Raw genomic sequence first — 23,453 nt, forward strand, 5'->3', positions numbered from 1 at the left:
AGCGGCGTGGCGAGGTCTGATCGATCGTCGACGTCCTCGGACCGGCTCGGTGCGCCCGCTACCTGCTCCTCGACGTCCGTCCGTTCGAAGCCCAGAGACCGCTGCGGCGGCGGCTCGTCCACGGCAGGCTGGTGGGGTGAGGGCTCGGCCGACGACCCGGATGCCTTGAGCGGAACACGCTCAACTTTCCTGACGTTGTCCTTGTCGACGGGCACGATGATGCCCAGGCGAGAAGATGCAGGAGGAACGCGGGGAACATGGATTCCTTCAACCCCACCACGAAGACGCAACAGGCCATCTCGGCCGCCGTCCAGGCCGCTTCGCTCGCCGGCAACCCTGATGTCGGTCCCACCCACCTTCTGGGGGCCCTACTCGCGCAGGGCGACGGGATCGCCGCGCCGCTGCTGCAGGCGGTCGGCGCGGACGCCGGGGCCGTCCGCAACGAGCTGACGCAGATGGGCAACCGGCTGCCGTCGGCGGCCGGGGCCACGGTGAGCGCCCCGCAGCTGTCGAGGGACGCGATGGCAGCGATCAAGGCGGCGCAGCAGCTGGCCACCGAGATGGGCGACGAGTACGTCTCCACCGAGCACCTGCTGGTCGGGCTGGCCGGCGCCCGTGGGCCGGTCGCCGACCTGCTGCGGCGCCACGGGGCCACCCCGGACGCGCTGCGGGATGCGTTCACGAAGGTGCGCGGGTCCAGCCGGGTCACGAGCCCCGATCCGGAGACCACCTACCAGGCGCTGGAGAAGTACGGCGTCGACCTGACCGAACGTGCGCGCAAGGGCGAGCTCGACCCGGTGATCGGTCGAGACACCGAGATCCGCCGGGTCGTGCAGGTGCTCTCCCGGCGCACGAAGAACAACCCGGTGCTGATCGGCGAGCCTGGTGTCGGCAAGACGGCCATCGTCGAGGGGCTCGCCCAGCGCATCGTCGCGGGTGACGTCCCCGAGTCGCTGCGCGGCAAGCGTGTGGTCTCGCTGGATCTGAGCGCGATGGTGGCCGGCGCGAAGTACCGCGGCGAGTTCGAGGAACGGCTCAAGGCCGTGCTCAAGGAGATCACCGAGAGCGCGGGCGAGATCGTCACCTTCATCGACGAGCTGCACACGATCGTCGGCGCCGGCGCGTCCGGCGAGGGCGCGATGGACGCAGGCAACATGATCAAGCCGATGCTCGCCCGCGGTGAGCTGCGGCTGGTCGGCGCCACCACGCTCGACGAGTATCGCCAGCGCATCGAGAAGGACCCCGCCCTGGAGCGGCGCTTCCAACAGGTGCTGGTGGGCGAGCCGTCGGTGGAGGACACCGTCGGCATCCTGCGCGGGCTCAAGGAGCGCTACGAGGTGCACCACGGCGTCCGGATCACCGACGCCGCGCTGGTGGCCGCCGCGACCCTGTCGGACCGGTACATCACCGCCCGGTTCCTGCCGGACAAGGCGATCGACCTCGTCGACGAGGCCGCGTCCCGGCTCCGGATGGAGATCGACTCCCGGCCGGTCGAGATCGACACGGTCGAGCGGGCCGTGCGCCGGCTGGAGATCGAGGAGATGGCGCTCGAGAAGGAGTCCGATGCCGCCTCGGTCGAGCGGCTGGCCGCACTGCGCGCCGAGCTGGCCGAGCAGCGCGAGCGGCTCTCGGCACTCACCGCGAGGTGGCAGAACGAGCGCGGGGCGATCGAGTCCGTGCGTGAGCTCAAGGAACAGTTGGAGTCGCTGCGCGGGGAGTCCGAGCGCGCCGAGCGCGACGGCGACCTGGGCCGGGCGGCGGAGCTGCGCTACGGACGGATCCCGGCGCTGGAGAAGAAGCTGGCCGAGGCCACGGCCGTCACTGCGCCGGGCACCGACCTGATGCTCAAGGAGGAGGTCGGCCCGGACGACGTCGCCGACGTCGTCTCCGCGTGGACCGGCATCCCCGCCGGGCGCATGCTCGAGGGCGAGACGGCCAAGCTCCTGCGCATGGAGGACGAGCTGTGCAAGCGGGTGGTCGGGCAGACCGAGGCCGTGCGTGCGGTGTCCGACGCCGTGCGTCGCGCCCGCGCCGGCATCGCCGATGAGAACCGGCCGACGGGCTCGTTCCTCTTCCTCGGTCCCACCGGCGTGGGCAAGACCGAGCTGGCCAAGGCGCTGGCGGAGTTCCTGTTCGACGACGAGCGGGCGATGGTCCGCATCGACATGAGCGAGTACTCCGAGAAGCACTCGGTCGCGCGGCTCGTGGGCGCGCCTCCCGGCTATGTCGGCTACGACCAGGGCGGGCAGCTCACTGAGGCCGTGCGGCGCCGCCCGTACACGGTGGTGCTGTTCGACGAGGTCGAGAAGGCTCATCAGGACGTCTTCGACACGCTGCTGCAGGTGCTCGACGACGGCAGGCTCACCGACGGCCAGGGCCGCACGGTGGACTTCCGCAACACGATCCTCGTGCTCACGTCGAACCTGGGGTCGCAGGCCATCGCCGACCCCGCACTGGACGACCGCGGGCGCAAGGACGCGGTGCTGGGGATCGTGCAGCGGCATTTCAAGCCCGAGTTCCTCAACCGGCTCGACGACGTCGTCGTCTTCCACGCGCTGTCCACGGAGGAGCTGACGTCGATCGTCGACATCCAGCTCGACGTGCTGCGCAAGCGGCTCGCCAAGCGGCGGCTCACCCTGGTGGTGTCCGACGCCGGGCGCGAGTGGCTCGCGATGAACGGGTTCGACCCGGTGTACGGGGCGCGGCCGCTGCGGCGGCTCGTGCAGTCCGCGATCGGTGACCAGCTCGCGAAGGAGCTCCTGGCGGGCGACGTGCGAGAGGGCGACACGGTGCGGGTCGACCTCGACCCGGGCGCCGGCGGCGGAACCGGCGGGCTCATCGTCGGCAGGGGCCTTCCCGTCGGCAGTCACTGACGGCATGGCGGCCTCGCTCACGGTTGCCGTAGGCGGGGCCGCCAGCCGTCGATCAGGCCCGTTGCACCGTGGCGTTCCCGCTCGTCACGGCCCGTCGCGGCTACGCTGCTCGGCGTGGGCCTCTCGTCGACGGTGTGGTTCGTCATCGCAGTGATCGCACTGCTCCTCGGTGCCGTGCTGCTCCTTGCCGACAGGCGCAGCGGCGGTGGCGGTGGCGGCGCCAAGGACCGCAAGCGATGGGCGGCGCTGCGCGGCTGGGAGTACCTGGACACCGATCCGGTGCTCCCGAGCCGGTGGCGCTACGGCACGATCCACCAGGGCGGGCCGGGGGTGGCCCGCAACCTGATCAGCGGCGACGTCCCCACACCGGACGGACCCCGCATGGCGTACGTGTTCGACCACGAGCAGGCGGGGCGTCTGACCTCCGTGCTCGTCGCGGTCCAGGTGCAGGCGCAGCTCCCGGCGGCGGTCGAGCTGCGGCTCCCGTCGGCTCCCCTGCCCGACGACGCCGGGCTCGACCTTCTGGAGCCGGTCGGCGACCGGTACGCGTTCGTGTCCGATGCCGGAGCTGTGCGCCCGCTGCTCACCCCCCGGCTCGCGGCCGCCGCGGACGCCGTGGGCGACGACGTCGAGCTGCTGTGGGCCGAGGAGTCCTGGGTGCTCGCGACGGCGCCCATCGGTTCGTCGGCCGAGCGGGTGCAGGACCTCCTCGCCGACCTCGCCGAGGTGGCCACCGCGCTGGAGCAGGGCCAGGCAGCCAGGTTCCGTACCGACCACTGAACGACCACTGAGGCGGTTGCTCCGGCGGCCCATCGGATCGCTCAGTAGGGTCACGCCGTGCCCACCGCCCTGATCACCGGAGCCACCGCAGGCATCGGCGCCGCATTCGCGAGGCGGCTCGCGCGCGACCGCCGGGACCTCGTTCTCGTCGCCCGCGACCGGGAGCGGCTGGAGCAGGCCGCCGCCGAACACCGCGCGGCCGGGGTTGCCGTCGAGGTGCTCCCCGCCGACCTGTCCGTCGCCGACGAACGCGAGCGCGTGGCCGTCCGCCTGTCCGACCCCGACGCCGCACCGGTCGACCTGCTGGTCAACAACGCCGGGTTCGCGCTCGGCGAGCCGTTCCTCGAGTCGGATCCGCCCAGCCTGCAGCGCCAGCTCGACGTCAACGTCACCGCGGTGCTCCGGCTGACCCGTGCGGCGTTGCCGGCGATGATCGACCGCGGCCGCGGGGCGGTGATCAACGTGTCGAGTGTGCTTGGCCTCGTGCCCGGCCGGGGAACCTACGGTGCGGACAAGGCGTGGGTCACGTCCTTCACCGAAGCGATCGCCGCGTCGCTCGTGGACACGGGAGTGCGTGCGCTCGTGCTGTGCCCCGGTTTCGTCCGCACCGAGTTCCATGAGCGGGCCGCCATGGACGTGGGCTCGCGAACCGGACCGTTCTGGCTCGATGCGGACCGCGTCGTCGAGGAGTGCCTCGCCGATCTGGCGAGGGGAAGGGTGGTATCGGTGCCGAGCCCGCAGTACAAGGCGCTCGTCGCGCTGGCCGAACTGCTGCCCAGGCCGCTTCTGCGGCGGGCGATGGTCGCGGCCGAACGGAGGGGTCGGTGACCGCTGACACGGAGCGGGAGGAGCTGGCGGCGCTGGTCCGCGAGCTCGGGGTGGTGCACGAGCGGATCACGCTCTCGTCGGGCGCTGAGGCCGACTACTACGTGGACCTGCGCCGGGTCACGCTTGAGCACCGGGCCGCGCCGCTGGTCGGGCGGCTGCTGCGGGTGCTCACCGCCGACTGGGAGTACTCCGCTGTCGGGGGGCTGACCCTCGGCGCGGACCCGGTCGCCGGCGCCGTGCTGCACGCGGCCGCCGCGGAGCGGGCAGCGGATCCGGCCACCCCGCCGATCGACGCGTTCGTCGTCCGGAAGGCGGCGAAGCAGCACGGGATGCAGCGGCGGATCGAGGGGCCTGACATCACCGGCCGGCGGGTCCTGGTCGTGGAGGACACCTCGACGACCGGGGCGTCGGTGCTCACGGCCGTTCGCGCGGCTCGGGAGGCGGACGCCGAGATCGTCGGGGTGGTCACGGTCGTAGACCGCGACACCGGTGCTCGTGAGGCCATCGAGGCCGAAGGGCTGCAATACCGCGCACTGCTCGGACTGGCCGACCTCGGCCTCACCTGAGGCCGAGACCGAGGTCGGCCGGGCCCGCCGGTATCACTTCACGGTGACCCGCACGACGTCGAACGCCGGCGTCTGGTTCGCCCGCTGCATCATCGGCACGCGGTGCGAGCCGTCGCCCGCCCACACTGCGCACTGCGCGGTCCCGGCGCGCGGCATCCCCGTGACGGTCACGGTCACGGTGTCGGGTGCGGCGCCGCCGCCGTTGTCCTGCGTGGCCACGAAGAACTCGGGGTCGGGTGCTGCGTCGGGTGCCGTGTCGAGGCTGTCCAGCATCCGGCACGCGGTGTGGAAGTGGCCGCGCTGGATGCCGTCCTTGTTGAGGAACGAGCTCTCCAGGTAGTAGCCGCCCGCAGCGGCGCCGAGGAACCGGTCGCGCACGAGGTTGCGGGTGCTCACCGAGAGCGTGAAGGTCTCGCCCGCCTTGACGGTGTCTGGCGACTTCGTGATCAGCAGCGACGGGCTCTTGTCCTCCGAGGCGACCTCACCGAACTCGGTCTCGACGCAACGCGGCGCCTCCTGGAACCCGTTGTGCGGCGGGAGCTTGCTGTTCGAGCAGTCGCGGCCCAGGACGTCGAGGCCGTTGTTGTCGGCCTTCCCGCCGCCGCCTCCGCCGCCGTTGTTGTTTCCGGCCTTCTTGTCGGCGGCAGCCTGGTCCGGCCCGCTGCCCGAGTTGCCGGAGTCGCCGCCGTTGTTGTCGTTGCTCTTGTTATCGCCGCCGTTGTCGCTGCTCTTGCCGCCGGCGTTGGCATCGCTGTCGTTGCTGTTGTTGTCGTTGTTGTCGTTGCTCTTCCCGGAGCCGCCGTTCGTGCCGTTGCCCGGGAGGTCGACGCCGCCGACGGGGAAGAGCTTCTGGGGGCCGTTGTGGCCGCTGTGGTCGGTCTGTGCGGCGGTCTGGTCCGCGTAGGCGCTGCTGCACGCGACCGGCACGACGGTCACGACGAGGGCCGCGGCACAGATCAGGAGCTTTCGGGCGAAGGGGCCGCGTCGGGGCACGAACGCCTCGCGGGGTTCGGCGTCGGCGCTCGATGGATGGGTCTCTGGGGACATCCGGGTGCTCCGTTCGGGGATCGGACTAGGGATGGACCGGCGGCCGGGCGGCCGGCCGGTTCCCGGTGCGGTTGCGGGGAGCGGCACCGGGTCGTGCTGAGGTCCGTGGTGAGTTACCGCCGCATGGAATGGCGAGCGCGGGAGCGCGGGAGGCGGTGGGCGCCGGAGTCGGAGACGGCTCGCTGGGAACCGGTGTCCGAGACGGTCGGCTGCGGGCCGGTGTCCGTGACGGCTCGCTGCGGGCCGGTCTCGGTGGCGACACTCGACCGCATGCTGGAGACGGCCTCGAAGGACCCGGTCTCGTTGGCCCGACGCCGGGTCGCGCCCGTGGGCCACCGGTGCGACCCGGTGTCGGTGACGGTGCTCAGCGGTCCGCTGTCGGTGATCGTCGGGATGGGCCCGGTCTGGTCCACGGCCAGGCCGGGTGTGCGGGGCGGAGCTGGGAGCGCGGCCACGGTGGCGAGCCCGGAGAGTGGGCCGTGGTCCGGGATCGTGACCCGGTCGCGACGGCCGGCGCCCCGCTGGCGTAGCCCCCAGAACAGCGCGATGGCGGCGAGGAGGGCGGCCGCGAAGACCAGCACGGGGACGATCAGGTCCTGCGGGTTGGTGCCGCCGCCGAAGAGACCCGGCGAGGACTGCGGCAGGGCCGAGTAGTCCACGAGCCCGGTGCTCTCCAGGTACTGGTGGTGCCGGGTGACGAACTCGGCGGCGGTGGTCGCGAACTGGCGGACCAGGTCGTTGCGGGTACTGGCGCGGACCTGCGAGATGATCGGCAGCACGTTGCCGTGGGCTTCGCGGAGCCGCTGGACGAACACGCGGTCGTAGTCGGAGCCGGTCTGGGCCGAGATCTCGTTCATCCAGGCCACTTGCTGCGAGTTGGGGCTGCTGGGCAGCAGCACACCGAGCTGGTTCGCGGTATTACGCACGATCTCGTCCAGCTGCGCGTGCTCGGTGGAGATCTTGCGGCCGACTTCCTTGACTTCTGCGCTGCTGGCCTGTTGCTCGGCCTGCTGACCGGTCGGGCCCTCCCAGAGGCCGGCCAGCCGGACCTTGACCAGCAGGTCCCGGTCGGCGGGACCGAGGGGGCCGAATTCGGTCTGCACCCAGCCGCCGGTACCCGGCGAACCGGCCGACCAGGATTGGTAGACCGACGCGGAGACGGCCAGCAGCACCATCACGATCACGGCTCGGCGGAGCAGGCGGGGGATACGGCGGAGCATGAAGGCCTTCCTGTTAAGCGAAGTCGAACTGCTCGGTGTGCACGTGCTGGGGAGCGACACCGATGACATCGAGAACGCTGAGCGCGTCGGACACGAGGGACGGGGGACCACAGATGAAGAACTCGTATCGGCCGGGCTGTTCTGCTCCGGCGAGAACGACGGACATGAGCTCGACGCCGATCTCGCCCGTGTGGCCTGACCACCCATTCGTGGGCCGGCGCAGCACCTCGGTCACGTCCAGGTCGAGCTGGAGCCGCAGATGCGCGAGCTCGGCACGGAAGAGCAGGTCCTCCGGCGCGCTGGCCACGACGACGAGCCGGTAGGGGCGGCGGTCGCCGCGGTGGGCGGCGGTGCGCAGCATGCTCATCATGGGTGTCACCCCCACGCCGCCCGCGATCATGACGAACCCGCTCGCGTCTTCGGAGTCATTTGTGAACGCGCCGTGGGGGCCGTCCACCCACACGCGGCTGCCCGGCGGCAGGCGGCGCAGCGCACGCGTGAAGTCGCCGGCGTGCCGGATCGTGAACTCGGTGGTGCCGCGGTGGGCACTGGAGGCGATGGTGAACGGATGCTCCTGGGCGGTGACGGACCGGTCCAGTCGGATCCAGGCGAACTGGCCGGGCGCGAAGGCCCAGGTCGTGGCCCGGTCGCCGCCGCGGCTCAGCGGCTCGAGCACGAGCGTGCTCACGGTCCTGCTCTCGCGGCGGATGCCGCGGACGACGAACTCGGTGGACGGGTCGAACATCGGCCGCCACGCCCAGCGGTAGCCGAAGACCACGAGCACGAGCAGCGCCATCAGCGAGAACAGGCTGGCGAAGGTGGCGTCGGCCATCAGTTGGCCGAGCCCCCAGACGTGCAGGCCGGCGAACAGCAGCACCGTGGCCGCGAGGGCGACGTGGCTCCACCGCCACAGCTCATAGCTCAGGCCGGCGCGCCGGCCCAGCATCGCCAACGCGGCGAGCGCGAGCAGTGCGACGGTGGCAGTCGTTGCGGCCTGCGCCCTGGCCGGCGCGCGCACGATGTCCAGCAGCGCGATGTTCGCCGGGTTTTCGGCGACCACGCAGGCGAGGTGCGCCAGCACGAGAGCGGCGGTGACGATGCCGAGGAACCGGTGCACGTCGACAACCGACTCGATGCCGAAGGCCCGGTTGAGCGACCGCAGCCGGGACGGCAGCACCGCCGTGCACACGAGTGCCGAGAGCGCGAGCAGGCCGGTCTGTTCCGAGAGCCGGTGCCACAGCCCGTCCGGGGCTAGGGTCGGTGACGGCAGCACGAGGATGTAGGCGAGCGACGGGGCACCGACGATCGCCCCGAACACGCTCAGCCACACCACACGCAACAGCCGCTGTTCCACGGCGAGGGACGGTAGGAGGTCGTGGAGGGTTGAGGTTGCCAAACTGAGAGCCCGGTAAGCCGGAAGTAACTAACGACGCGGCGAGCGGTTCGTTATTACTCCGTTCGCGTTACATCTTGCGCCGATCGCCATGTAACGCGTTCAGGCTGTGCCCGTTTCAACACCCTCCGCCTCAGGATCCCGCCGCTCGGCGACGAGCCGCCACCGGACGGGCAAGCCTCGGCGGCCCTGCAAGCAAGGGTCGCGCGCCGGGTGGCCGGGTAGGCGCCGCCGGTGGATCCGAAACCTGCTCGCAACCGGTTCGGCCCATCCGTATTGCGACTCCGTGCCCCATACTCGTAGGTCACGGTTCGATCACGACTGGAGGTCGGATGGCCTGCAGGTCCGACCCCGCAGGGCGCCTGCGACGGGTCGCGCTGGGTCTGCTGCTTGCCGCCACGGCGCTGCTGACCGCGTGCGGCGGCCCTGCGTACACGTACGTCACGAACTCCGACGACCGCACCTACTTACGGGTTCCCAACAGCTGGCAGCCGATCGACACAGCGGCGCTCGGCGCCGCGCTCGGGCTCGACCCGTCGACCACGACACGCGCGCAGGGGTTCTGGCTCGCCGGCTACGACGCCGACGCCTCCCCGTCCACCGCGCACATCCTCGGTCCGCACTCGCCGGCGCCGGCCATGTTCATCGGGGTGCAGGACGTCCCGCCCCAGCTGCGGGGCCAGGTCTCGCTCGACGTGTTGCGTGACTTCTTCCGCCCGGTGTCCAACTCCGGCCGCCAGCGGGCCGCGGCCAACCCGATGTCGCCCTACAGCGCGTTCGCGCTGATGAGCGACGAGGTGCTCACGCCGGGGGCAGGCCTGCGGGGAGTGCACTCTGTGTACCAGTACCGCATCCAGGGCGGCCCGGCCCAGGTCTTCGACCAGACCCTCTACGTCAACGACGACGCCAGCAAGCTCTTCATGCTCTACGTCCGCTGCTCCACCCAGTGCTACGCGGACCGACAGCAGGAGATCACGAGCGTCGTCTCCTCATTCACGGTCCGGGAGAACCCATGACAGCGCCGGCCGCCCCGTCCCCCGCGCCCGAAGGGTTGACGCCTCCCGACGAGCCGCCGCACGCGCCCCCCGGTCCCACGCGCAAGAAGATAGGGATCTGGGACCGCCTCCGGCTGCTGCTGCTGTTCGTGCTCGCCTGGCTGATCATCGTCTGGGCGTCGATGGCAGACAACCCGCTCCTGCCGTTCGGCGACGCCGCGCTGATCCAGCTCGTCGACTCGCAGTGGCTGCTGTGGCTCGCGGGCGCCGAGTTCCTGCGGCAGATCCACTTCTTCATCAGCGAGCGGTGGTCGGCCTACCACCTGTTCTGGACGCAGCGGGTGTTCGGCGGCACCGAGCGCGCGCTGCGGCGCCGCTTGTCCGACTGGACCCGGTTCCGGCTCGGCAGGTTGATCAAGATCGTCGCGTTGGTGGTGCTGTTCGCGCTGGTGGCGGCGCAGATCCTGCAGACGTCGCCGATCCTCGCGCTGTTCCAGGCGCCCGCGCTGCTCTACGGCGCGCTGCCGCTGATCCTGCAGCTGCTGTTCGCGTTCTTCTTCATCGCCTTCCAGTTCATCGGGCTGTTCTGGCTCCTGTCGCGCGGCGGGGTGGACACCTACTACCCCGACGACATCACCACCCGTTTCAAGGACGTCTGGGGCCAGGACCACGTCGTCGAGCGGGTCAAGGAGAGCATCGTCTTCCTCGAGAACCCCGACGAGATCGAGAAGAAGGGCGGCTACGTCCCCAGCGGCCTGCTGCTGTGGGGGCCGCCGGGCACCGGCAAGACCCTGATGGCCGAGGCGGTGGCGGGCGAGACGGGAAAGCCCTACGTCTTCGTCGACCCCGGCGCGTTCACGAACATGTTCATGGGCGTCGGCATCCTCAAGGTCAAGTCCCTGTTCCGGAAGCTGCGCAAGCTCGCACTGCGGTACGGCGGCGTGATCGTGTTCTTCGACGAGGCCGACGCGCTCGGCAACCGCGGCGCGCTCGCGCAGGTCGGTCCGGGCGGCGGCCGCGGGCTGGGTCACCGCCCGCCGTTCCAGTCCGGCGGCTGCCACGGATTTTCCTACCTGTCCGACGACACCCGCTGGCTGCTGGCGAAGGAAGCGCTCGGCACCGCCCCGGCCGAGCCTCTCGACACCCGGCGCAGCCGGTTCGTCATGGGCGGGATGGCAGGCGGCGGCGGTGGAGGCATGGGCACGCTGCAGGCGCTGCTCACCGAGCTCTCCGGGCTGAAGAAGCCGCGCGGGCTGATCAACCGCGTCGGCAGGCGGATCCTTGGGATGCGACCGAAGCCGCCGCCCAAGTACCGCATCCTCGTCATGATGGCCACGAACATGCCCGAGGCCCTCGACGAGGCGCTGCTGCGTCCGGGCCGCATCGACCGGATCTACCGGGTCGGCTACCCCAGCAAGGCCGGGCGCGTGCGGACCTACCAGGGCTACTTGGACAAGGTCGCGCACGAGTTGGACGACGAGCAGATCGACAAGCTCGCCACGATCACCCCGTACGCCACGGGCGCCACGATCAAGGACCTCGTGAACGAGGCGCTGATCATCGCCATCCGGGACGGCCGGGAGATCATCACGTGGAAGGACGTGATGCGGGCCAAGCAGCTCAAGGACCTGGGCCCGCCCGAGGACGTCGAGTACATCGAGCGGGAGCGGCACGCCGTGGCCGTCCACGAGGCGTGCCACGCGGTGGTGGCCTTCCGCACCCGCAGGCACATGGAGATCGACCTCGCCACCATCGAGAAGGGCAGTGACTACCTCGGCATGGTCGCGAGCATCCCGCCCGAGGACCAGTTCACGCGGTGGCGCTCGGAGTTCGAGAGCGACATCCTCGTCTCGCTCGCGTCGCTCGCGGGCGAGCGGATGTTCTTCGACGGTGACTCGTCGTCCGGCGTGTCGGGCGACCTGGAGTCGGCCACGGCGGTCGCGTCCTTCATGGAGGGCTACTGGGGCATGGGTGCCACGGTGTCGTCCTACTCCACGGCGCGACGGCTCGAGGTGGGCAGCCCCGGCGGCGGCCGCGGGGGCCCGGCGACAGGCGAGAGCACCGAGGCCGTGCTCCGCAAAGCGCTGGCCGACCGCATCGAGGACCAGCTCGCCGACCTGCTCGCGAAGGCCGAGGCGATCCTGCACGACAACCGGGCCGGGGTGCTCGCCGTGGCCCACGCCTTGGAGACGCACAAGACGCTCTCCGGCGACGATGTCGAGGCGGTGCTGGACGGCCGGATCGGCATCACCGTGGACGGCACCGTCTACGCCGACGCGGAGTTCGCCGCGAAGCTGGAGGAGTACCACGCAGCGGCGGCCGGCGCGCACCGCAGCCACACCACCGTGAAGCTGGCGCTGCCGGCAGGCGGGCACCTGCCGGTGCTGCGCGAGCCGACGGGCTCCGAGACCGCCGCCGCGACGCCGCACGAGCCCCCCTGACGCGCTTCTCGCCGACGGGGCACCTGGGCGGGTGAGGCCGCCATGACAGGATCGCGCTGGTGGAGCAGGGCGACGTGGACGAAGAGGAGCCGGCGGGGCCCAGCGAGTGGACCGCGGCGGGTCTGCCGGTTGGTGTCGGTCCGTGGCCCGGCGGGCCCGTGGCATGGCCCGAGGACGACCGGTACGATCCCGAGCTCCTCGAGCACGGTGACGCCCGCAACGTTGTGGACGCCTACCGATACTGGCGCCGCGACGCGGTCGCTGCCGACCTGGTGCGCCGCGCGCACCCGTTGCACGTGGCCATCGAGAATTTCGGCCACGACCACAACATCGGCACGGTGGTGCGCACGGCCAACGCCTTTGCGGCGGCAGGAGTGCACATCGTCGGTCGGCGGCGGTGGAACCGCCGCGGTGCGATGGTGACCGACCGCTACCTGCGGCTGCACCATCACGACACGGTGGCCGGGCTCGTCGCGTTCGCCGCTGAGCACGGGCTGGCGGTGGTGGCCGTGGACAACACACCGGGCGCCCAGCGCCTGGAGACCGCCGCGCTACCCCGGGAGTGCGTGCTGCTCTTCGGTCAGGAGGGCCCTGGCGTGACCGGCGAGGCGCGGGCGGCGGCCGCCATGACGGTGTCGATCGCGCAGTTCGGCTCCACCCGTTCGATCAACGCTGGAGTGGCCGCCGGGATCGCGATGCACACCTGGGTGCGCCAGCACGCCGACCTCGCCGGCGCGTGGTGACGAGCAGGCGACATACGCGCTCAGGAGCAGAAGAAGCAGGGCAGGTCCGCGCCTGGCGAGGGCGCCAGCTCGTCGGCCGGCACCACCAACAGGGCGGGCACCGGCGGCTCGCCGGGCAGCCGGTAGAGGTCGTTGGCCGCGAAGAGCCATTCGGCCGACTCGGGGAACGTGAGCATGTGGACGCCTCCGCTCCGCAGCCGGATCTGCTCGCCCGGCCGGAGCCGCCGCCCGGCGCGGACGAGTTCCCCGAGGTCGTTCAGCACCGTCGCCGCCGTGGCCTGAGTCGTCGCGAAGAGGATCAGCTCGGGGTGGTCGAAGCCGGTGAGCCCCACCGTGTAGACGAACGGCGGCCCGTCCTCGTCGCCGAGCACCGCCTGCAGGGCCCAGCCGTGGCGCCGGATCGTCTCGCGCTGCCACGCGTCGTACTGGTCGAGTCGGTGCGTGAACCGCTCCGGGGTCTCCATGGGGGCAAGCTACGCCCGGGGTCCGACGGTTTCCCCGGCGGAAATCGGGGCGAGAACGGACCGGGGAGCGGGATATTCAGATGAAACGGCACGTGTCGGCGCTCGATCGTTGAGGGTTGCTCGTTACGGGTAGTTGCTGTGGGGGACGTCGTGTGCAGGCGACGGCCCCGCTTGTTCGATCGCCCGGTACATCGCCTGGGCTGCCTCTTCTTGCGAGTCAGCGAACCCGTACAGCTCCGTAGCGGTGGACTCGCGCCAGGCGTTCCACCACCAGCGTTGATGACGCTCGATGTACACCACGCGGGTATCCCACGGCCGGGACATCAGAGGCTCCCGTGCTGACGGTGCTGCGCCGCGAGTCGTGCAGCGGTGCCAACCGTGATTGGTGGCGCCATCGTTGACCGGGCGCAGCCAGGGCACAGGGTCAGGCATAGCTCACCGGCAGCGGTCACCAGCGTCCTGGCGGAGAGGTCTCTGCGCTCGACTCCGCATGACTCGCAGCGCACGCCCAGGGGACAGGTCACTCATGCAGCTTACGCCAAATAGGACATAGGTCGAGTTGGTGCAACTCATGCCAGGCGACCGGTATAGGACGTAGATGCCACGTATCGTCGCGGTGTGGGTGGTCCAGAGCGCCTGTTGAGCACGGGCGAGGTAGCGCGAGATCTGGGGCTGAACCCCCGGTCGCTGAGCCGCTGGGCCAAGGACGGGTTGGTCACGCCCACGATGGTCAGCCCCGGCGGCCGGTACCTCTGGGATCTCGATGATCTCCGCTCGCAGCTCCGCATCTTGCGGGAGCGTTCGTCCGACCAGGAGTAGCTGCGAAAGTCGGTCGTCAGGTCGCGGATCAGCAACTAGCCTCGGCTACTGTGCGTAGACATCGCTGGTCGCATCGAGTAGTAGTCGCAGGTCAGACATGGTTTATCTAATCTTCGATGCCGACGACACGCTCTGGGAGAACAACGTCCTCTTCGAGCGTGTGATCGACGCCTACCTCGACTGGCTCGCCCACCCCACGCTCGACCGGGCGGCCACCCGGGCGGTGCTGGACGAGGTGGAGCGGGCCAACGTCGGGGTGCACGGCTACGGGAGCGCGAGCTTCCTGCGCAGCCTCCACGACTGTTTCGAGCGGCTGTCCGAGCGGCCCGCATCCGCCGCAGAGGCCCGGGAGATCGAGGAACTGGCCGCCTCGCTCGTCTTCCACGAGGTCGAACTCGTGCCCGGCGTCGCCGAGACGCTCACCCAGCTCGGCACCCGCCACGAGCTGCTGCTGCTCACCAAGGGTCAGCAGGCTGAGCAGCAGCGCAAGATCGACGCCTCCGGCCTGGCCCACCACTTCCGGAGCCTGCACATCGTGGCGGAGAAGCGCGCCGCGACCTACCGCGAGCTGGTCACCGAGCAGGCCCTCGAGCCGTCGGCCACCTGGATGATCGGCAACTCGCCGCGGTCGGACATCCTGCCCGCCAGGGCGGCCGGGCTCGGCGCGGTGTTCATCCCCAGCCCGCACACGTGGGTCCTCGAGGAGGACGACCTCGACCCCACCGACGAGCGGGTGCTGCACCTCAAGACGTTCCCCGAGCTGGTGGACCACTTCTGATGGCCGTCGACCCGCTCGTGGCGCCGGCGGTGTCGGTGGTGTTCGTCTGCCACGACGCCGAAGGCAAGGTGCTGCTCGCCCGCCGGGGCGCGGGCGCCAGGGACGAGCCGGGCACCTGGGACACCGGGGCGGGCGCGCTCGAGCACGGCGAGTCGTTCACGGACGCCGTGCGCCGGGAGGTGCGCGAGGAGTACTCGGCCGAGGCGCTGCGCGTGGAGACGGTCGGCGTGCGCAACATCCTGCGCGGTGACCCGGTGTCGCACTGGGTGGCCGTGGTCTGCGCCGTGGAGGTGGATCCGGCGGCAGTCGCGATCGGCGAGCCGCACAAGTTCGACGAGTTGGGCTGGTTCGCCGTCGACGCCCTGCCCAGCCCGTTGCATTCGCAGCTCCCGGCCACGCTGGAGCTCTTCCGCAGCCGCTAGCAGCAGGTCATGCCCTGACCTCCGCGTGCTTGACGACCCGGTCCATGACCGCGGAGCTCACCTTGCTGGGGTGCCCGGCGTCGAACGGCGGATGCGGGTCGTACTCGATCATGACTTGCGCCGCTTGCGCGGACACCTCGTCGACGAGCAGCTCGACCAGCCGGATCGCCATGTCGATGCCTGCGGAGACGCCGGCGGCGGTGATCACCCGTTCCGGCAGGTGCTCCACCACCCGCTGCGTCACCGGCACGGCTCCGAGCTGCTCCAGGTACGGCAGGACGCCCCAGTGCGAGGTGGCGGTGAGCCCGGTGAGCAGCCCGGCGGCCGCGAGCACGAGGGAACCGCTGCAGACCGACGTCGTGAACCGGGTGGTGGCGTACGTGCTCCGGATCCAGTCGATGCACGGCCCGCCGTCTAGTAGCTCCCGGTTCCCGTCGCCGCCGGGCATCAGCACGACGTCGGGGGCGGGCACCTCGTCGAAGGTCGCGTCCACCGAGAGGCCGAGGAAGCCGTTCTCGGTGCGGACTTCTCCGCGTTGCTCTCCGACGAACACCACGTCCAGCGCGGGGACGCGCTGCAGCACCTCATAGGGCCCGATCGCGTCGAGCGCGGTCAGGCGGGGAAACAGGGCAATGGCGACCTGCACGGCAGCGTCCTCTTCTAGTTGGGGGTGACGGCGAAGCGCCGCCGGTACTGGTCGGGCGCAACCCCGAGACGGCGCAGGAACGCCCGGCGCATCGTCTCGGCCGACCCGAAACCCGCTCGGGCCGCCGCGACGGTGACGAGCACGGGCTCGGACTCGAGCACGCGCCGGGCGGTGTCGACGCGCACCTGCTCGACGTAGTCGCCTGGCGGGCGGCCGAGCGCCTTCGTGAACTCCCGGCTGAAATGCCGCTCGCTCATCCCGACGCGGGCGGCGAGCACCGGCACCCGCAGATCGGCGGCCGGGTCGCCGTGGATGAGGTCCTGCGCTGAGCGGACCGACGGGTTCTTGGCAGGCGGGGACCACACGGGCCCGGCGAACTGGCTCTGGCCGCCCGGCCTCCGCAGGAACACCACGAGTTCCCTGGCGATCTGCTGCGCCACCTCGGCGCCGTGGTCGTCCTCCACGAGCGCCAGCGCCACGTCGATTCCAGCGGTCACGCCCGCGGACGTCCAGATACGGCCCTGGCGCAGGTAGATCGCGTCGGTCTGGACGTCGACGGCCGGGAAGTGGCGGGCGAGCACGGGCGCGTAGCGCCAGTGGGTGGTGGCCGACAGCCCGTCGAGGATGCCGGCAGCGGCCAGCAGCAGCGCGCCCGTGCACACCGACACCACCCGGTCCGCGCGGTCGGCGGCCCGTCGCAGCCACGCGAGGAAGACCTCGTCCGACGCCATGGCGCGGGTCCCGAACCCACCGGGCACCAGCAAGGTGCCGATCGGCCCCGACTCGGGCAGCGGCCTGTCGGCGACGAGCCCGAGCCCGCTCTCTGCGCGCACCGGACCGGGCTGCGCCGCCACCAGCGACAGACGGTAGCCGGGCCTGCCGTCGGCCATGCCGAGAAGGTGCGTGGCGCCCGCCAGCACCTCGTGCGGGCCGGTGACGTCGAGTGGCTGCACGCCCTCGAACAGCGGAATCAGGACCTCGTGCACGACTTTCACAGTGCTGGTGGGCCGGAATGGCGTCAACGACGGGGAGCCCTCGTTTTAGGCCATCAGGCAGACTGGCTGGGTGGCTGCCGCGGACGTCGACTGGTCGGAACGGGCGGGCATCGCCGAACGGGCGGTCCTCCGTAGGCACCTGCGGCGCGTCGGCGGGGTCGTGCCCGGCACCCGGATCGGAAGGGTGCACTGGCCGCGCCGCGTGCCATCGGCTCCGTTCCCCTGGCACTACTGGTGGCAGGCGCACCTGCTCGACTGCCTGCTGGACGCCCAGCTGCGGCGTCCCGAGCGGCACAAGGCATCCGGGATCGCGGCGCTCGCCCGCACCGTCCGGCTGCGCAACGCAGGTTCGTGGCTCAACCGCTACTACGACGACATCGCGTGGCTCGGCCTCGCCGTGCAGCGGGCGGGCACGCTCGCCGGCCGGTCGGGCCCGTCGGCGCTGGCCGCCATCACCACCCGCCTGCACGAGGGCTGGACGGAGGGCGGCGGTGGTGGGCTCTGGTGGCGCCGCGACGACGACTTCAAGAACGCCCCCGCGAACGGCCCGGCGGCCATCCTCGTCGCGCGCGACGGGCAGGTCGGCTTCGCCGCGGCGATCACCGACTGGGTGGCCGAGACGCTGGTGGACCCGGACTCAGGGCTGATCCGCGACGGCGTGCGCATCGCCCCGGACGGGACGGTCCGGGCCGTCGAGCCGTACATCTACACCTACTGCCAGGGCGTGCACCTCGGCGCGTGTGTGGAGCTGGCCGCGCGCGACGGGCACCAGCGCTGGACGGACCGGGCGATCTCGCTCGTCGACGCGGTGATGCAGCGTCTCGCCGGACCCGACGGGGTGCTGCCCGGCTCGGGTGGCGGGGACGGCGGGCTCTTCGCCGGCATCACCGCCCGCTATCTCGCCGACGCCGCGCTACGCGTGCCCGAGTTGGCCGCTCCCGCCTCACAGCTGGTGTTCGCCAACGCGGACGCGGCGTGGAAGGGCCGGGCCGAGATCGCAGGCGGGCCGGTGTTCTCGGCCGAGTGGCGCGACCTGGCGCCCGAGCCCCGGGCGGGGCTGCCGGAGGCCGACCTGTCGGTGCAGCTCGGAGGCTGGATGCTGATGGAGGCCGCGGCCCGCCTGCAGGGCGCGAACCGACACCGGTAAGGGTGTTCTAGGAGCGCCTAGGCGGCGTGCGCGCCCGGCGTCCGGCGCGCCCGGACGATCTCGATGATGATCGGCAGCACCGACAGCCCGACGATCAGAATGAGCATCAGCTCGATGTTGTTGCGAACGAACTCGAACTGGCCGAGCCAGAACCCGAGCAGCGTCACCCCGGCCGCCCACGCCACCCCGCCGATGACCGAGTAGGTGAAGTAACGCTTGGGTTCCATCCTGCCCACGCCGGCCATCACGGTGATGAACGTCCGGACGATGGGGACGAACCGGGCCATGACGATCGCGCGGTTGCCGTACTTGTCGAAGAAGCCCTGCGTCTTGAGCACGTGCTCCGGCTTGAACAGCCGGGACTTCGGCTTGTCGAAGATGGCGGGCCCGGCCGCTCTCCCGATCCAGTAGCCGGCTGCGTTTCCGGCGAAGGCGGCCACCGCGAGGATCACGCAGACCAGCCAGAGCGGCAGGTGGATCGCGCCCTGCGCGACGAACAGACCTGCCGTGAACAGCAGCGAGTCGCCGGGGAGGAAGAAGCCGAGCAGCAGCCCGCATTCCGCGAACACGATCAGGGCGAGCCCGACCACCGCCCATGGCCCGAGCCACGCGATGATCGCGTCGGGCTGGAGCCACTCGGGACCGAGAGCGAGCGTCGTCACGGGCCGAGACGCTACCGGGCGGCGGAGGTCATCCGAGCGCGGGTAGCACTCCTGGCGCCAGGAGCGACAGCAGTGCGAGTGCGCTGCCGAGCACGGCGCCCCCGAGCAGAGCGATCAGCAGCGCCGTGCGGATGCTCGTGCCGGAATGCGGCGCCTGGCGGGGCAGGGGCCGGGAGGGACCGGGGCCGGCCATCAGTGGGCTCGGCATCCCTGGGGCGCCCGCCGCACGCGCCCGCAGCGCCTCGGCGACCCGGCGCTCGGACTCGTCGCTGGTGCTCACAGGGACATCGTGCCGCACGCGGCGCTTACCCACCCCTCGGGCTGCGAACCCGGGTCAGGCGCGCGAACCCATCACCCGCGCGACGGCGTCCAGTGCTCTGCTGGCCGTCGACTTCACGGTGCCTCGGCTGATCCCGGTGGCTTCGGCGATCTCGGCCTCGGACAGCCCGCCGTAGTAGCGCAGCACGAGCACCTCGCGCTGCCGCCGCGGGAGCGTGCCCAGCGCATCGACGACGGCCTGATGCTCGGCCGACAACATCGCGAGCGACTCGGCCGACCGCGCATTGACCTGGTGCGGAGGCACGTAGTCACGGGCCGTGCGCCTGCGCCGGAGCACCGAGCGCGAGCCGTTGACGACGGCCGTACGCAGGTAGCCGACGGCGGCGGCCTCGTCGCGCAGGCTCGCCCAGTGCCGGTGCAGGCCGGTGAACGCCTCCTGCACGACGTCCTCGGCGGTGCTCGGGTCGTCCACGAGCAGGACGGCGAGGCGAACCATCCGCATGCGGTGGTCGCGGTAGAGGTCCGACAGCGTGAGCGGTGCTCCGGGGACCGGTTCAGGCTCGGGTCGCGCGTCGAGGCGCCGCAGTCGCGAGAGCGTCGCCTCGACGGCGTTCTCCCCAGCGCCGTCCACCATGTGGTGGAGCTTAGGCGTTGTCCCGTGGCTCTCTGCCGATGGGCTTGGTGATCCAGATGCTTCCTGGCAGGACTCCGGCCGGCGCGACGCCGCGATCGGCGTTTGCCGCCGGGGGCGTCGGGCGTCGCGGTGCGGGATACTGCTGCATCGCTAGAGGACGCGGACGTCGAGGAGGGCCCAGTCGTGCCGATCGCCACCCCCGAGAAGTACAACGAGATGCTGGACAAGGCCAAGAGCGAGGGCTATGCCTACCCGGCAATCAACGTCACGAGCAGCGCGACCCTCAACGCTGCGCTGAGAGGGTTCGCGGAGGCCGACAGCGACGGCCTCGTCCAGGTCTCGACCGGCGGGGCGGAGTTCCTGTCGGGGACGAAGGTCAAGGACATGGTCACCGGCGCGGTGGCCCTCGCGGAGTTCGCGCACGTCGTCGCCGCGAAGTACCCGGTCAACATCGCGCTGCACACCGACCACTGCCCGAAGGACAAGCTGGACACCTACGTCCGGCCGCTGATCGCGATCAGCCACGAGCGCGTCGCCCGCGGCGAGAACCCGCTCTTCCAGTCGCACATGTGGGACGGGTCGGCCACCGAGCTGCACGAGAACCTGCGCATCGCGGCCGAACTGCTGGACCACGCCGTCAAGGCGAAGATCATCCTCGAGGTCGAGATCGGCGTCGTCGGCGGCGAGGAGGACGGCGTCGCCAACGAGATCAACGAGAAGCTCTACACCACCGCCGAGGACTTCGAGGCCACGATCGAGGCGCTGGGCGGCGGCGAGAAGGGCCGCTACCTGCTCGCCGCGACGTTCGGCAACGTCCACGGGGTGTACAAGCCGGGCAACGTGAAGCTCCGCCCGGAGATCCTCAAGCTGGGCCAGGAGGTCGCCGCGCGCAAGCTCGGCCTGCCGGAGGGCTCGAAGCCCCTCGACCTGGTCTTCCACGGCGGTTCGGGCTCGCTGCTCGAGGAGATCCACGAAGCGCTGAGCTACGGCGTGGTGAAGATGAACATCGACACCGACACGCAGTACGCCTTCACCCGGCCCGTCGCCGACCACATGTTCAAGAACTACGACGGCGTGCTGAAGATCGACGGCGAGGTCGGCGACAAGAAGGCCTACGATCCGCGCACGTACATGAAGGTGGCGGAGACCGCTATGGGCACCCGGGTCACCGAGGCATGCGCGAACCTCAAGTCCACGGGCACCTCGCTCCACTGACGGTCGCGGGACGGCGGCACCGGGTCGGGCAGGATGAGCCCATGACTATGCAGGGGAATCTGCTCGGCCCGGAGCCCACGCTCCTGCCCGTCGACCCGGCCGCGGCCGATCTCGACCGCGGCATCGCGCCACCGGAGGTCGCGGCGGCCCACCCGCAGTCGAGCCTCGCCTGGGCGGTCCTGGCCGAGAGCGCGCTGCGGGACGGCGTCACGATCACCGGTTACGCGTACGCGCGTACGGGCTACCACCGCGGCCTCGACCAGCTTCGCCGCAACGGCTGGAAGGGCTTCGGCCCGGTGCCGTGGTCGCACGAGCCGAACCAGGGCTTCCTGCGGTCGCTCGGCGCATTGCAGAAGGCCGCGGACGCCATCGGGGAGACCGACGAGGCCGAGCGCTGCCGCGTGTTCCTCACCGAATCCGACCCGGCCGCGGCCGTCGCGCTCGGCCTCGCCTGAACCCCGTGCGCGGGGCCGGCCGGTTGCAGCGGGCGCGCGCCCGGTTTCGACAGGGCGGCCTGCGGCTGCGGCTGTCGGCGCTGCCGGTCGCCCAGTGCGCCGTTGCGGCCGGGATCGCGTGGTTCGTCGCGAACGACCTTGTCGGGCATGCCCGCCCGTTCTTCGCCCCGATCGCGGCGGTGATCAGCCTCGGCGTGTCGCTCGGGAGCCGGCTGCGGCGCGTCGTCGAGCTCGTGGTGGGCGTGAGCCTCGGAGTGCTCGTCGGCGACCTGCTCATCGCGCAGATCGGCAGCGGGCCGTGGCAGATCGCGCTGGTCGTCGCGCTGGCGATGGGTGCGGCGGTGTTCGCCGACGGAGCCGCGCTGCTCGTGGCGCAGGCCGGGTCGTCGGCGGTGCTCGTGGCCACGCTGCTGCCGCCGGGAGAGGCCGGCGGTCTCAACCGGTGCGTCGACGCGCTGATCGGCGGCGCCGTCGGGGTGCTCGTCGCTTCCGTACTGCCGTCGGACCCCGTCGGCCCGGTGCGGCGGGAGGCAAGAGCGCTGCTCGAGGAGCTGGCCGCCGTGCTGGAGCAGACCGCACGAGCGCTCCGCGAACGCGACCCCGAGGCCGCCGCGGCGGCGCTGCGCAGGGCGCGGGCGAGCCAGCCGCTGATCGACGGGCTGCGGGCGGCGCTGCGGGGCGGGCAGGAGGTCACCCGCGTCGCGCCGCTGCTTCGGCGCAGGCGGCGGGTGCTGCACCGGTTCCGCGAGCTGGCCGAGCGGGCCGACTACGCCATGCGCAACGCACGGGTGCTCGCCCGCCGCACCTACACGGCGCTCTGCGACGACGAACCCGCCGCTCCCGAGCTGGCCGACCTGCTCGCCGAGTTGGCCGGGGCCGTCGGTGTGCTGACCGATCAGCTCGACCGCGAGGGCGAGCGGGAGCTGGCCCGGGAACCGGTGCTCGACGTGGTGCGCCACCAGGCGGCGCTGTCGGACGGATGGGCGACGGGGGCTTCGGAGCAGGTGATCGTCGCGCAGCTCCGATCGATCGCGCTCGACCTCCTGCAGGCCACCGGAATGAGCCGCGGGGAAGCGCTGGCCGCGATGCGGGCACCCGAGGTGAGCGGAGGACGGGCATGACCGGCGCGCTGACCGCGGAGACCTTCCGGGGCCGGCTGGACGCCGAGGCGAACGAGGCGCAGCGGGTGGCCTACCGGCGGTACTTCCCCGGTGACGAGACGTTCATCGGGGTGCGGATGGGCACGGTGTTCGCGCTGGCCAAGGAGTTCATCGCGATGCCGGTGGCCGAGATCGAGGAGCTGCTCGAGAGCCCGGTCCACGAGGCCAGGGCTGGAGCCTGCTCGATCATGGGCAAGGCCCCGCGCAGCTGGTCCTCCAGGAACGCGGCTGCCTCGTCGTCGAGGTGGTTGGTGGGCTCGTCGAGCAGCAGGGCGACCGGCCTGCGCACGAGCAGCGCAGCGAGCCCGAGCCTGGCCCGCTGCCCTCCCGACAGCGTGTCCAGCCGCCGCTCGGCAGCGACGCAGGCAAGCCCGAGACCGGCCAGCACCAGTTCCGCGCGGCGTTCCGCGTCCCACGCGTCGTGGTCGTGGCACCAGTCGAGGCACTCCCCGTAGCTCTGCGCGATCTGCGGGTCGTCAGGTGCGACGGCGAGTGCGCCGGCGAGCTCGTCGAGCCTGCGGATGGCCGCGTGCGACTCGCGCAGCGCGTCGGTCATGACGGAGCCGAGGGTGGTGCTGCCGGGATGTGGCAGCTCCTGGTGCCCGTGACCGAGGTCGGCCGGGCGCGTGACGGTGCCGGCGTCGGGCTCCTCGACGCCTGCGAGCAGCCGCAGCAACGTCGACTTCCCGGCCCCGTTCTCGCCGATGAGCCCGATGCGCCGGCCGGGGGCCGCGGTGAGGGACACGCCGTCGAGCACGGTGCGGTCGCGGTAGGCCTTCACGACGTCGTGGGCGAGGAGGGCTTCGTTCTTGCGGGCTGCGGGCACGCGGAGACCACCGAGGGTTCGGTCGGGCACCCACCGGGCCGAGCCGCGAACGCGGGTGCGTGGCG

Annotated in this window: 23 protein-coding genes and 2 pseudogenes; 15 read left to right on the top strand and 10 right to left on the bottom strand. The window is 71.5% G+C overall.

Annotation, left to right across the window (positions count from 1 at the left end; genetic code table 11):
* Positions 1–257 precede the first annotated feature (257 nt).
* From clpB to pyrE, 4 genes are all read left to right on the top strand, one after another.
* Positions 258–2,873: an ATP-dependent chaperone ClpB gene (gene clpB / locus ABD143_RS06595; protein ID WP_343972658.1), complete on the top strand. Its 2,616-nt coding sequence runs from the start codon at positions 258–260 to the stop codon at positions 2,871–2,873.
* 114 nt (positions 2,874–2,987) lie between these two features.
* Positions 2,988–3,653 carry a type III secretion system chaperone family protein gene (locus ABD143_RS06600; protein ID WP_343972661.1) on the top strand — a complete coding sequence of 222 codons (666 nt, stop codon included), beginning with the start codon at positions 2,988–2,990 and terminating at the stop codon, positions 3,651–3,653.
* 57 nt (positions 3,654–3,710) lie between these two features.
* On the top strand, positions 3,711–4,481 hold the full coding sequence (locus tag ABD143_RS06605; protein WP_343972664.1) for an SDR family NAD(P)-dependent oxidoreductase: 771 nt from the start codon (positions 3,711–3,713) through the stop codon (positions 4,479–4,481).
* The gene (gene pyrE / locus ABD143_RS06610; RefSeq protein ID WP_343972667.1) at positions 4,478–5,047 is read left to right on the top strand and encodes an orotate phosphoribosyltransferase; all 570 of its coding nucleotides are present in this window, start codon (positions 4,478–4,480) and stop codon (positions 5,045–5,047) included. Before ABD143_RS06605 ends, pyrE begins: the two co-directional genes overlap by 4 nt.
* Before the next feature lie 33 nt (positions 5,048–5,080).
* Here pyrE and ABD143_RS06615 read toward each other — a convergent pair whose 3' ends face one another.
* From ABD143_RS06615 to ABD143_RS06625, 3 genes are all read right to left on the bottom strand, one after another.
* Positions 5,081–6,094 (bottom strand): hypothetical protein, encoded by a 1,014-nt coding sequence (locus ABD143_RS06615; RefSeq protein ID WP_343972670.1) that lies wholly within the window; start codon positions 6,092–6,094, stop codon positions 5,081–5,083.
* A gap of 113 nt (positions 6,095–6,207) precedes the next feature.
* Positions 6,208–7,314: a DUF4142 domain-containing protein gene (locus ABD143_RS06620; RefSeq protein ID WP_343972673.1), complete on the bottom strand. Its 1,107-nt coding sequence runs from the start codon at positions 7,312–7,314 to the stop codon at positions 6,208–6,210.
* Positions 7,315–7,327: 13 nt separating this feature from the next.
* Positions 7,328–8,668 carry a ferredoxin reductase family protein gene (locus ABD143_RS06625; protein ID WP_343972676.1) on the bottom strand — a complete coding sequence of 447 codons (1,341 nt, stop codon included), beginning with the start codon at positions 8,666–8,668 and terminating at the stop codon, positions 7,328–7,330.
* 371 nt (positions 8,669–9,039) lie between these two features.
* Here ABD143_RS06625 and ABD143_RS06630 point away from each other — a divergent pair, with 371 nt between their 5' ends.
* The 3 genes from ABD143_RS06630 to ABD143_RS06640 are packed head-to-tail and all read left to right on the top strand — an operon-like array spanning position 9,040 to position 12,886.
* Positions 9,040–9,723: a hypothetical protein gene (locus ABD143_RS06630; protein WP_343972679.1), complete on the top strand. Its 684-nt coding sequence runs from the start codon at positions 9,040–9,042 to the stop codon at positions 9,721–9,723.
* The gene (locus tag ABD143_RS06635) at positions 9,720–12,143 is read left to right on the top strand and encodes an AAA family ATPase (protein WP_343972682.1); all 2,424 of its coding nucleotides are present in this window, start codon (positions 9,720–9,722) and stop codon (positions 12,141–12,143) included. Before ABD143_RS06630 ends, ABD143_RS06635 begins: the two co-directional genes overlap by 4 nt.
* 59 nt (positions 12,144–12,202) lie before the next feature.
* Positions 12,203–12,886, top strand: coding sequence for a TrmH family RNA methyltransferase (locus ABD143_RS06640; protein WP_343972685.1), 684 nt, complete (start codon positions 12,203–12,205; stop codon positions 12,884–12,886).
* Positions 12,887–12,906: 20 nt separating this feature from the next.
* On the opposite strand, the gene ABD143_RS06645 is transcribed toward ABD143_RS06640, so the two are convergent.
* Positions 12,907–13,350, bottom strand: coding sequence for a DUF4262 domain-containing protein (locus ABD143_RS06645; protein WP_343972688.1), 444 nt, complete (start codon positions 13,348–13,350; stop codon positions 12,907–12,909).
* A gap of 618 nt (positions 13,351–13,968) precedes the next feature.
* Here ABD143_RS06645 and ABD143_RS06650 point away from each other — a divergent pair.
* The 3 genes from ABD143_RS06650 to ABD143_RS06660 all read left to right on the top strand — a co-directional run bounded on the left by ABD143_RS06650 (position 13,969) and on the right by ABD143_RS06660 (position 15,369).
* The gene (locus ABD143_RS06650; RefSeq protein WP_343972691.1) at positions 13,969–14,169 is read left to right on the top strand and encodes a MerR family transcriptional regulator; all 201 of its coding nucleotides are present in this window, start codon (positions 13,969–13,971) and stop codon (positions 14,167–14,169) included.
* 97 nt (positions 14,170–14,266) lie between these two features.
* Positions 14,267–14,947: an HAD family hydrolase gene (locus ABD143_RS06655; RefSeq protein WP_343972694.1), complete on the top strand. Its 681-nt coding sequence runs from the start codon at positions 14,267–14,269 to the stop codon at positions 14,945–14,947.
* Complete coding sequence (locus ABD143_RS06660) at positions 14,947–15,369, top strand: NUDIX domain-containing protein (RefSeq protein ID WP_343972697.1); 423 nt, start codon at positions 14,947–14,949, stop codon at positions 15,367–15,369. Before ABD143_RS06655 ends, ABD143_RS06660 begins: the two co-directional genes overlap by 1 nt.
* A 7-nt stretch (positions 15,370–15,376) precedes the next feature.
* On the opposite strand, the gene ABD143_RS06665 is transcribed toward ABD143_RS06660, so the two are convergent.
* Positions 15,377–16,015 (bottom strand): DJ-1/PfpI family protein, encoded by a 639-nt coding sequence (locus tag ABD143_RS06665; RefSeq protein WP_343972700.1) that lies wholly within the window; start codon positions 16,013–16,015, stop codon positions 15,377–15,379.
* 14 nt (positions 16,016–16,029) lie between these two features.
* Positions 16,030–17,001 carry a GlxA family transcriptional regulator gene (locus ABD143_RS06670; RefSeq protein ID WP_343972703.1) on the bottom strand — a complete coding sequence of 324 codons (972 nt, stop codon included), beginning with the start codon at positions 16,999–17,001 and terminating at the stop codon, positions 16,030–16,032.
* 79 nt (positions 17,002–17,080) lie between these two features.
* Between ABD143_RS06670 and ABD143_RS06675 the strand changes: the two genes are divergently transcribed.
* On the top strand, positions 17,081–18,157 hold the full coding sequence (locus ABD143_RS06675) for a glycoside hydrolase family 76 protein (RefSeq protein WP_343972706.1): 1,077 nt from the start codon (positions 17,081–17,083) through the stop codon (positions 18,155–18,157).
* A 17-nt stretch (positions 18,158–18,174) separates the two neighbouring features.
* Here ABD143_RS06675 and ABD143_RS06680 read toward each other — a convergent pair whose 3' ends face one another.
* Genes ABD143_RS06680 through ABD143_RS06690 form a run of 3 tightly spaced genes read right to left on the bottom strand, consistent with a single transcriptional unit; the run spans position 18,175 to position 19,732 of the window.
* Positions 18,175–18,819, bottom strand: coding sequence for a DedA family protein (locus ABD143_RS06680; protein WP_343972709.1), 645 nt, complete (start codon positions 18,817–18,819; stop codon positions 18,175–18,177).
* A gap of 28 nt (positions 18,820–18,847) precedes the next feature.
* A complete protein-coding gene (locus ABD143_RS06685; RefSeq protein WP_343972712.1) occupies positions 18,848–19,099 on the bottom strand; it encodes a hypothetical protein in 252 nt (83 codons plus the stop codon).
* A gap of 54 nt (positions 19,100–19,153) precedes the next feature.
* A complete protein-coding gene (locus tag ABD143_RS06690) occupies positions 19,154–19,732 on the bottom strand; it encodes a SigE family RNA polymerase sigma factor (RefSeq protein ID WP_343972715.1) in 579 nt (192 codons plus the stop codon).
* A 183-nt stretch (positions 19,733–19,915) separates the two neighbouring features.
* Between ABD143_RS06690 and fbaA the strand changes: the two genes are divergently transcribed.
* The 4 genes and pseudogenes from fbaA to ABD143_RS38125 form a co-directional block, all read left to right on the top strand.
* Positions 19,916–20,947 carry a class II fructose-bisphosphate aldolase gene (gene fbaA, locus ABD143_RS06695; protein ID WP_343972718.1) on the top strand — a complete coding sequence of 344 codons (1,032 nt, stop codon included), beginning with the start codon at positions 19,916–19,918 and terminating at the stop codon, positions 20,945–20,947.
* Positions 20,948–20,994: 47 nt separating this feature from the next.
* The gene (locus ABD143_RS06700) at positions 20,995–21,402 is read left to right on the top strand and encodes a DUF3151 domain-containing protein (protein ID WP_343973407.1); all 408 of its coding nucleotides are present in this window, start codon (positions 20,995–20,997) and stop codon (positions 21,400–21,402) included.
* Between the two features lie 5 nt (positions 21,403–21,407).
* A complete protein-coding gene (locus ABD143_RS06705; RefSeq protein WP_343972721.1) occupies positions 21,408–22,523 on the top strand; it encodes an FUSC family protein in 1,116 nt (371 codons plus the stop codon).
* Positions 22,520–22,717, top strand: a pseudogene (locus tag ABD143_RS38125) (DNA alkylation repair protein); the annotation flags it as partial. The gene ABD143_RS06705 and the pseudogene ABD143_RS38125, both read left to right, overlap by 4 nt.
* Positions 22,718–22,767: 50 nt before the next feature.
* Here the strand turns inward: ABD143_RS38125 and ABD143_RS06710 are convergent.
* Positions 22,768–23,388 (bottom strand): annotated as a pseudogene (locus ABD143_RS06710) (ATP-binding cassette domain-containing protein); the annotation flags it as partial.
* Positions 23,389–23,453: the final 65 nt, after the last annotated feature.

The sequence above is a fragment of the Pseudonocardia aurantiaca genome (assembly GCF_039526725.1).
GTDB lineage: Bacteria > Actinomycetota > Actinomycetes > Mycobacteriales > Pseudonocardiaceae > Pseudonocardia > Pseudonocardia aurantiaca.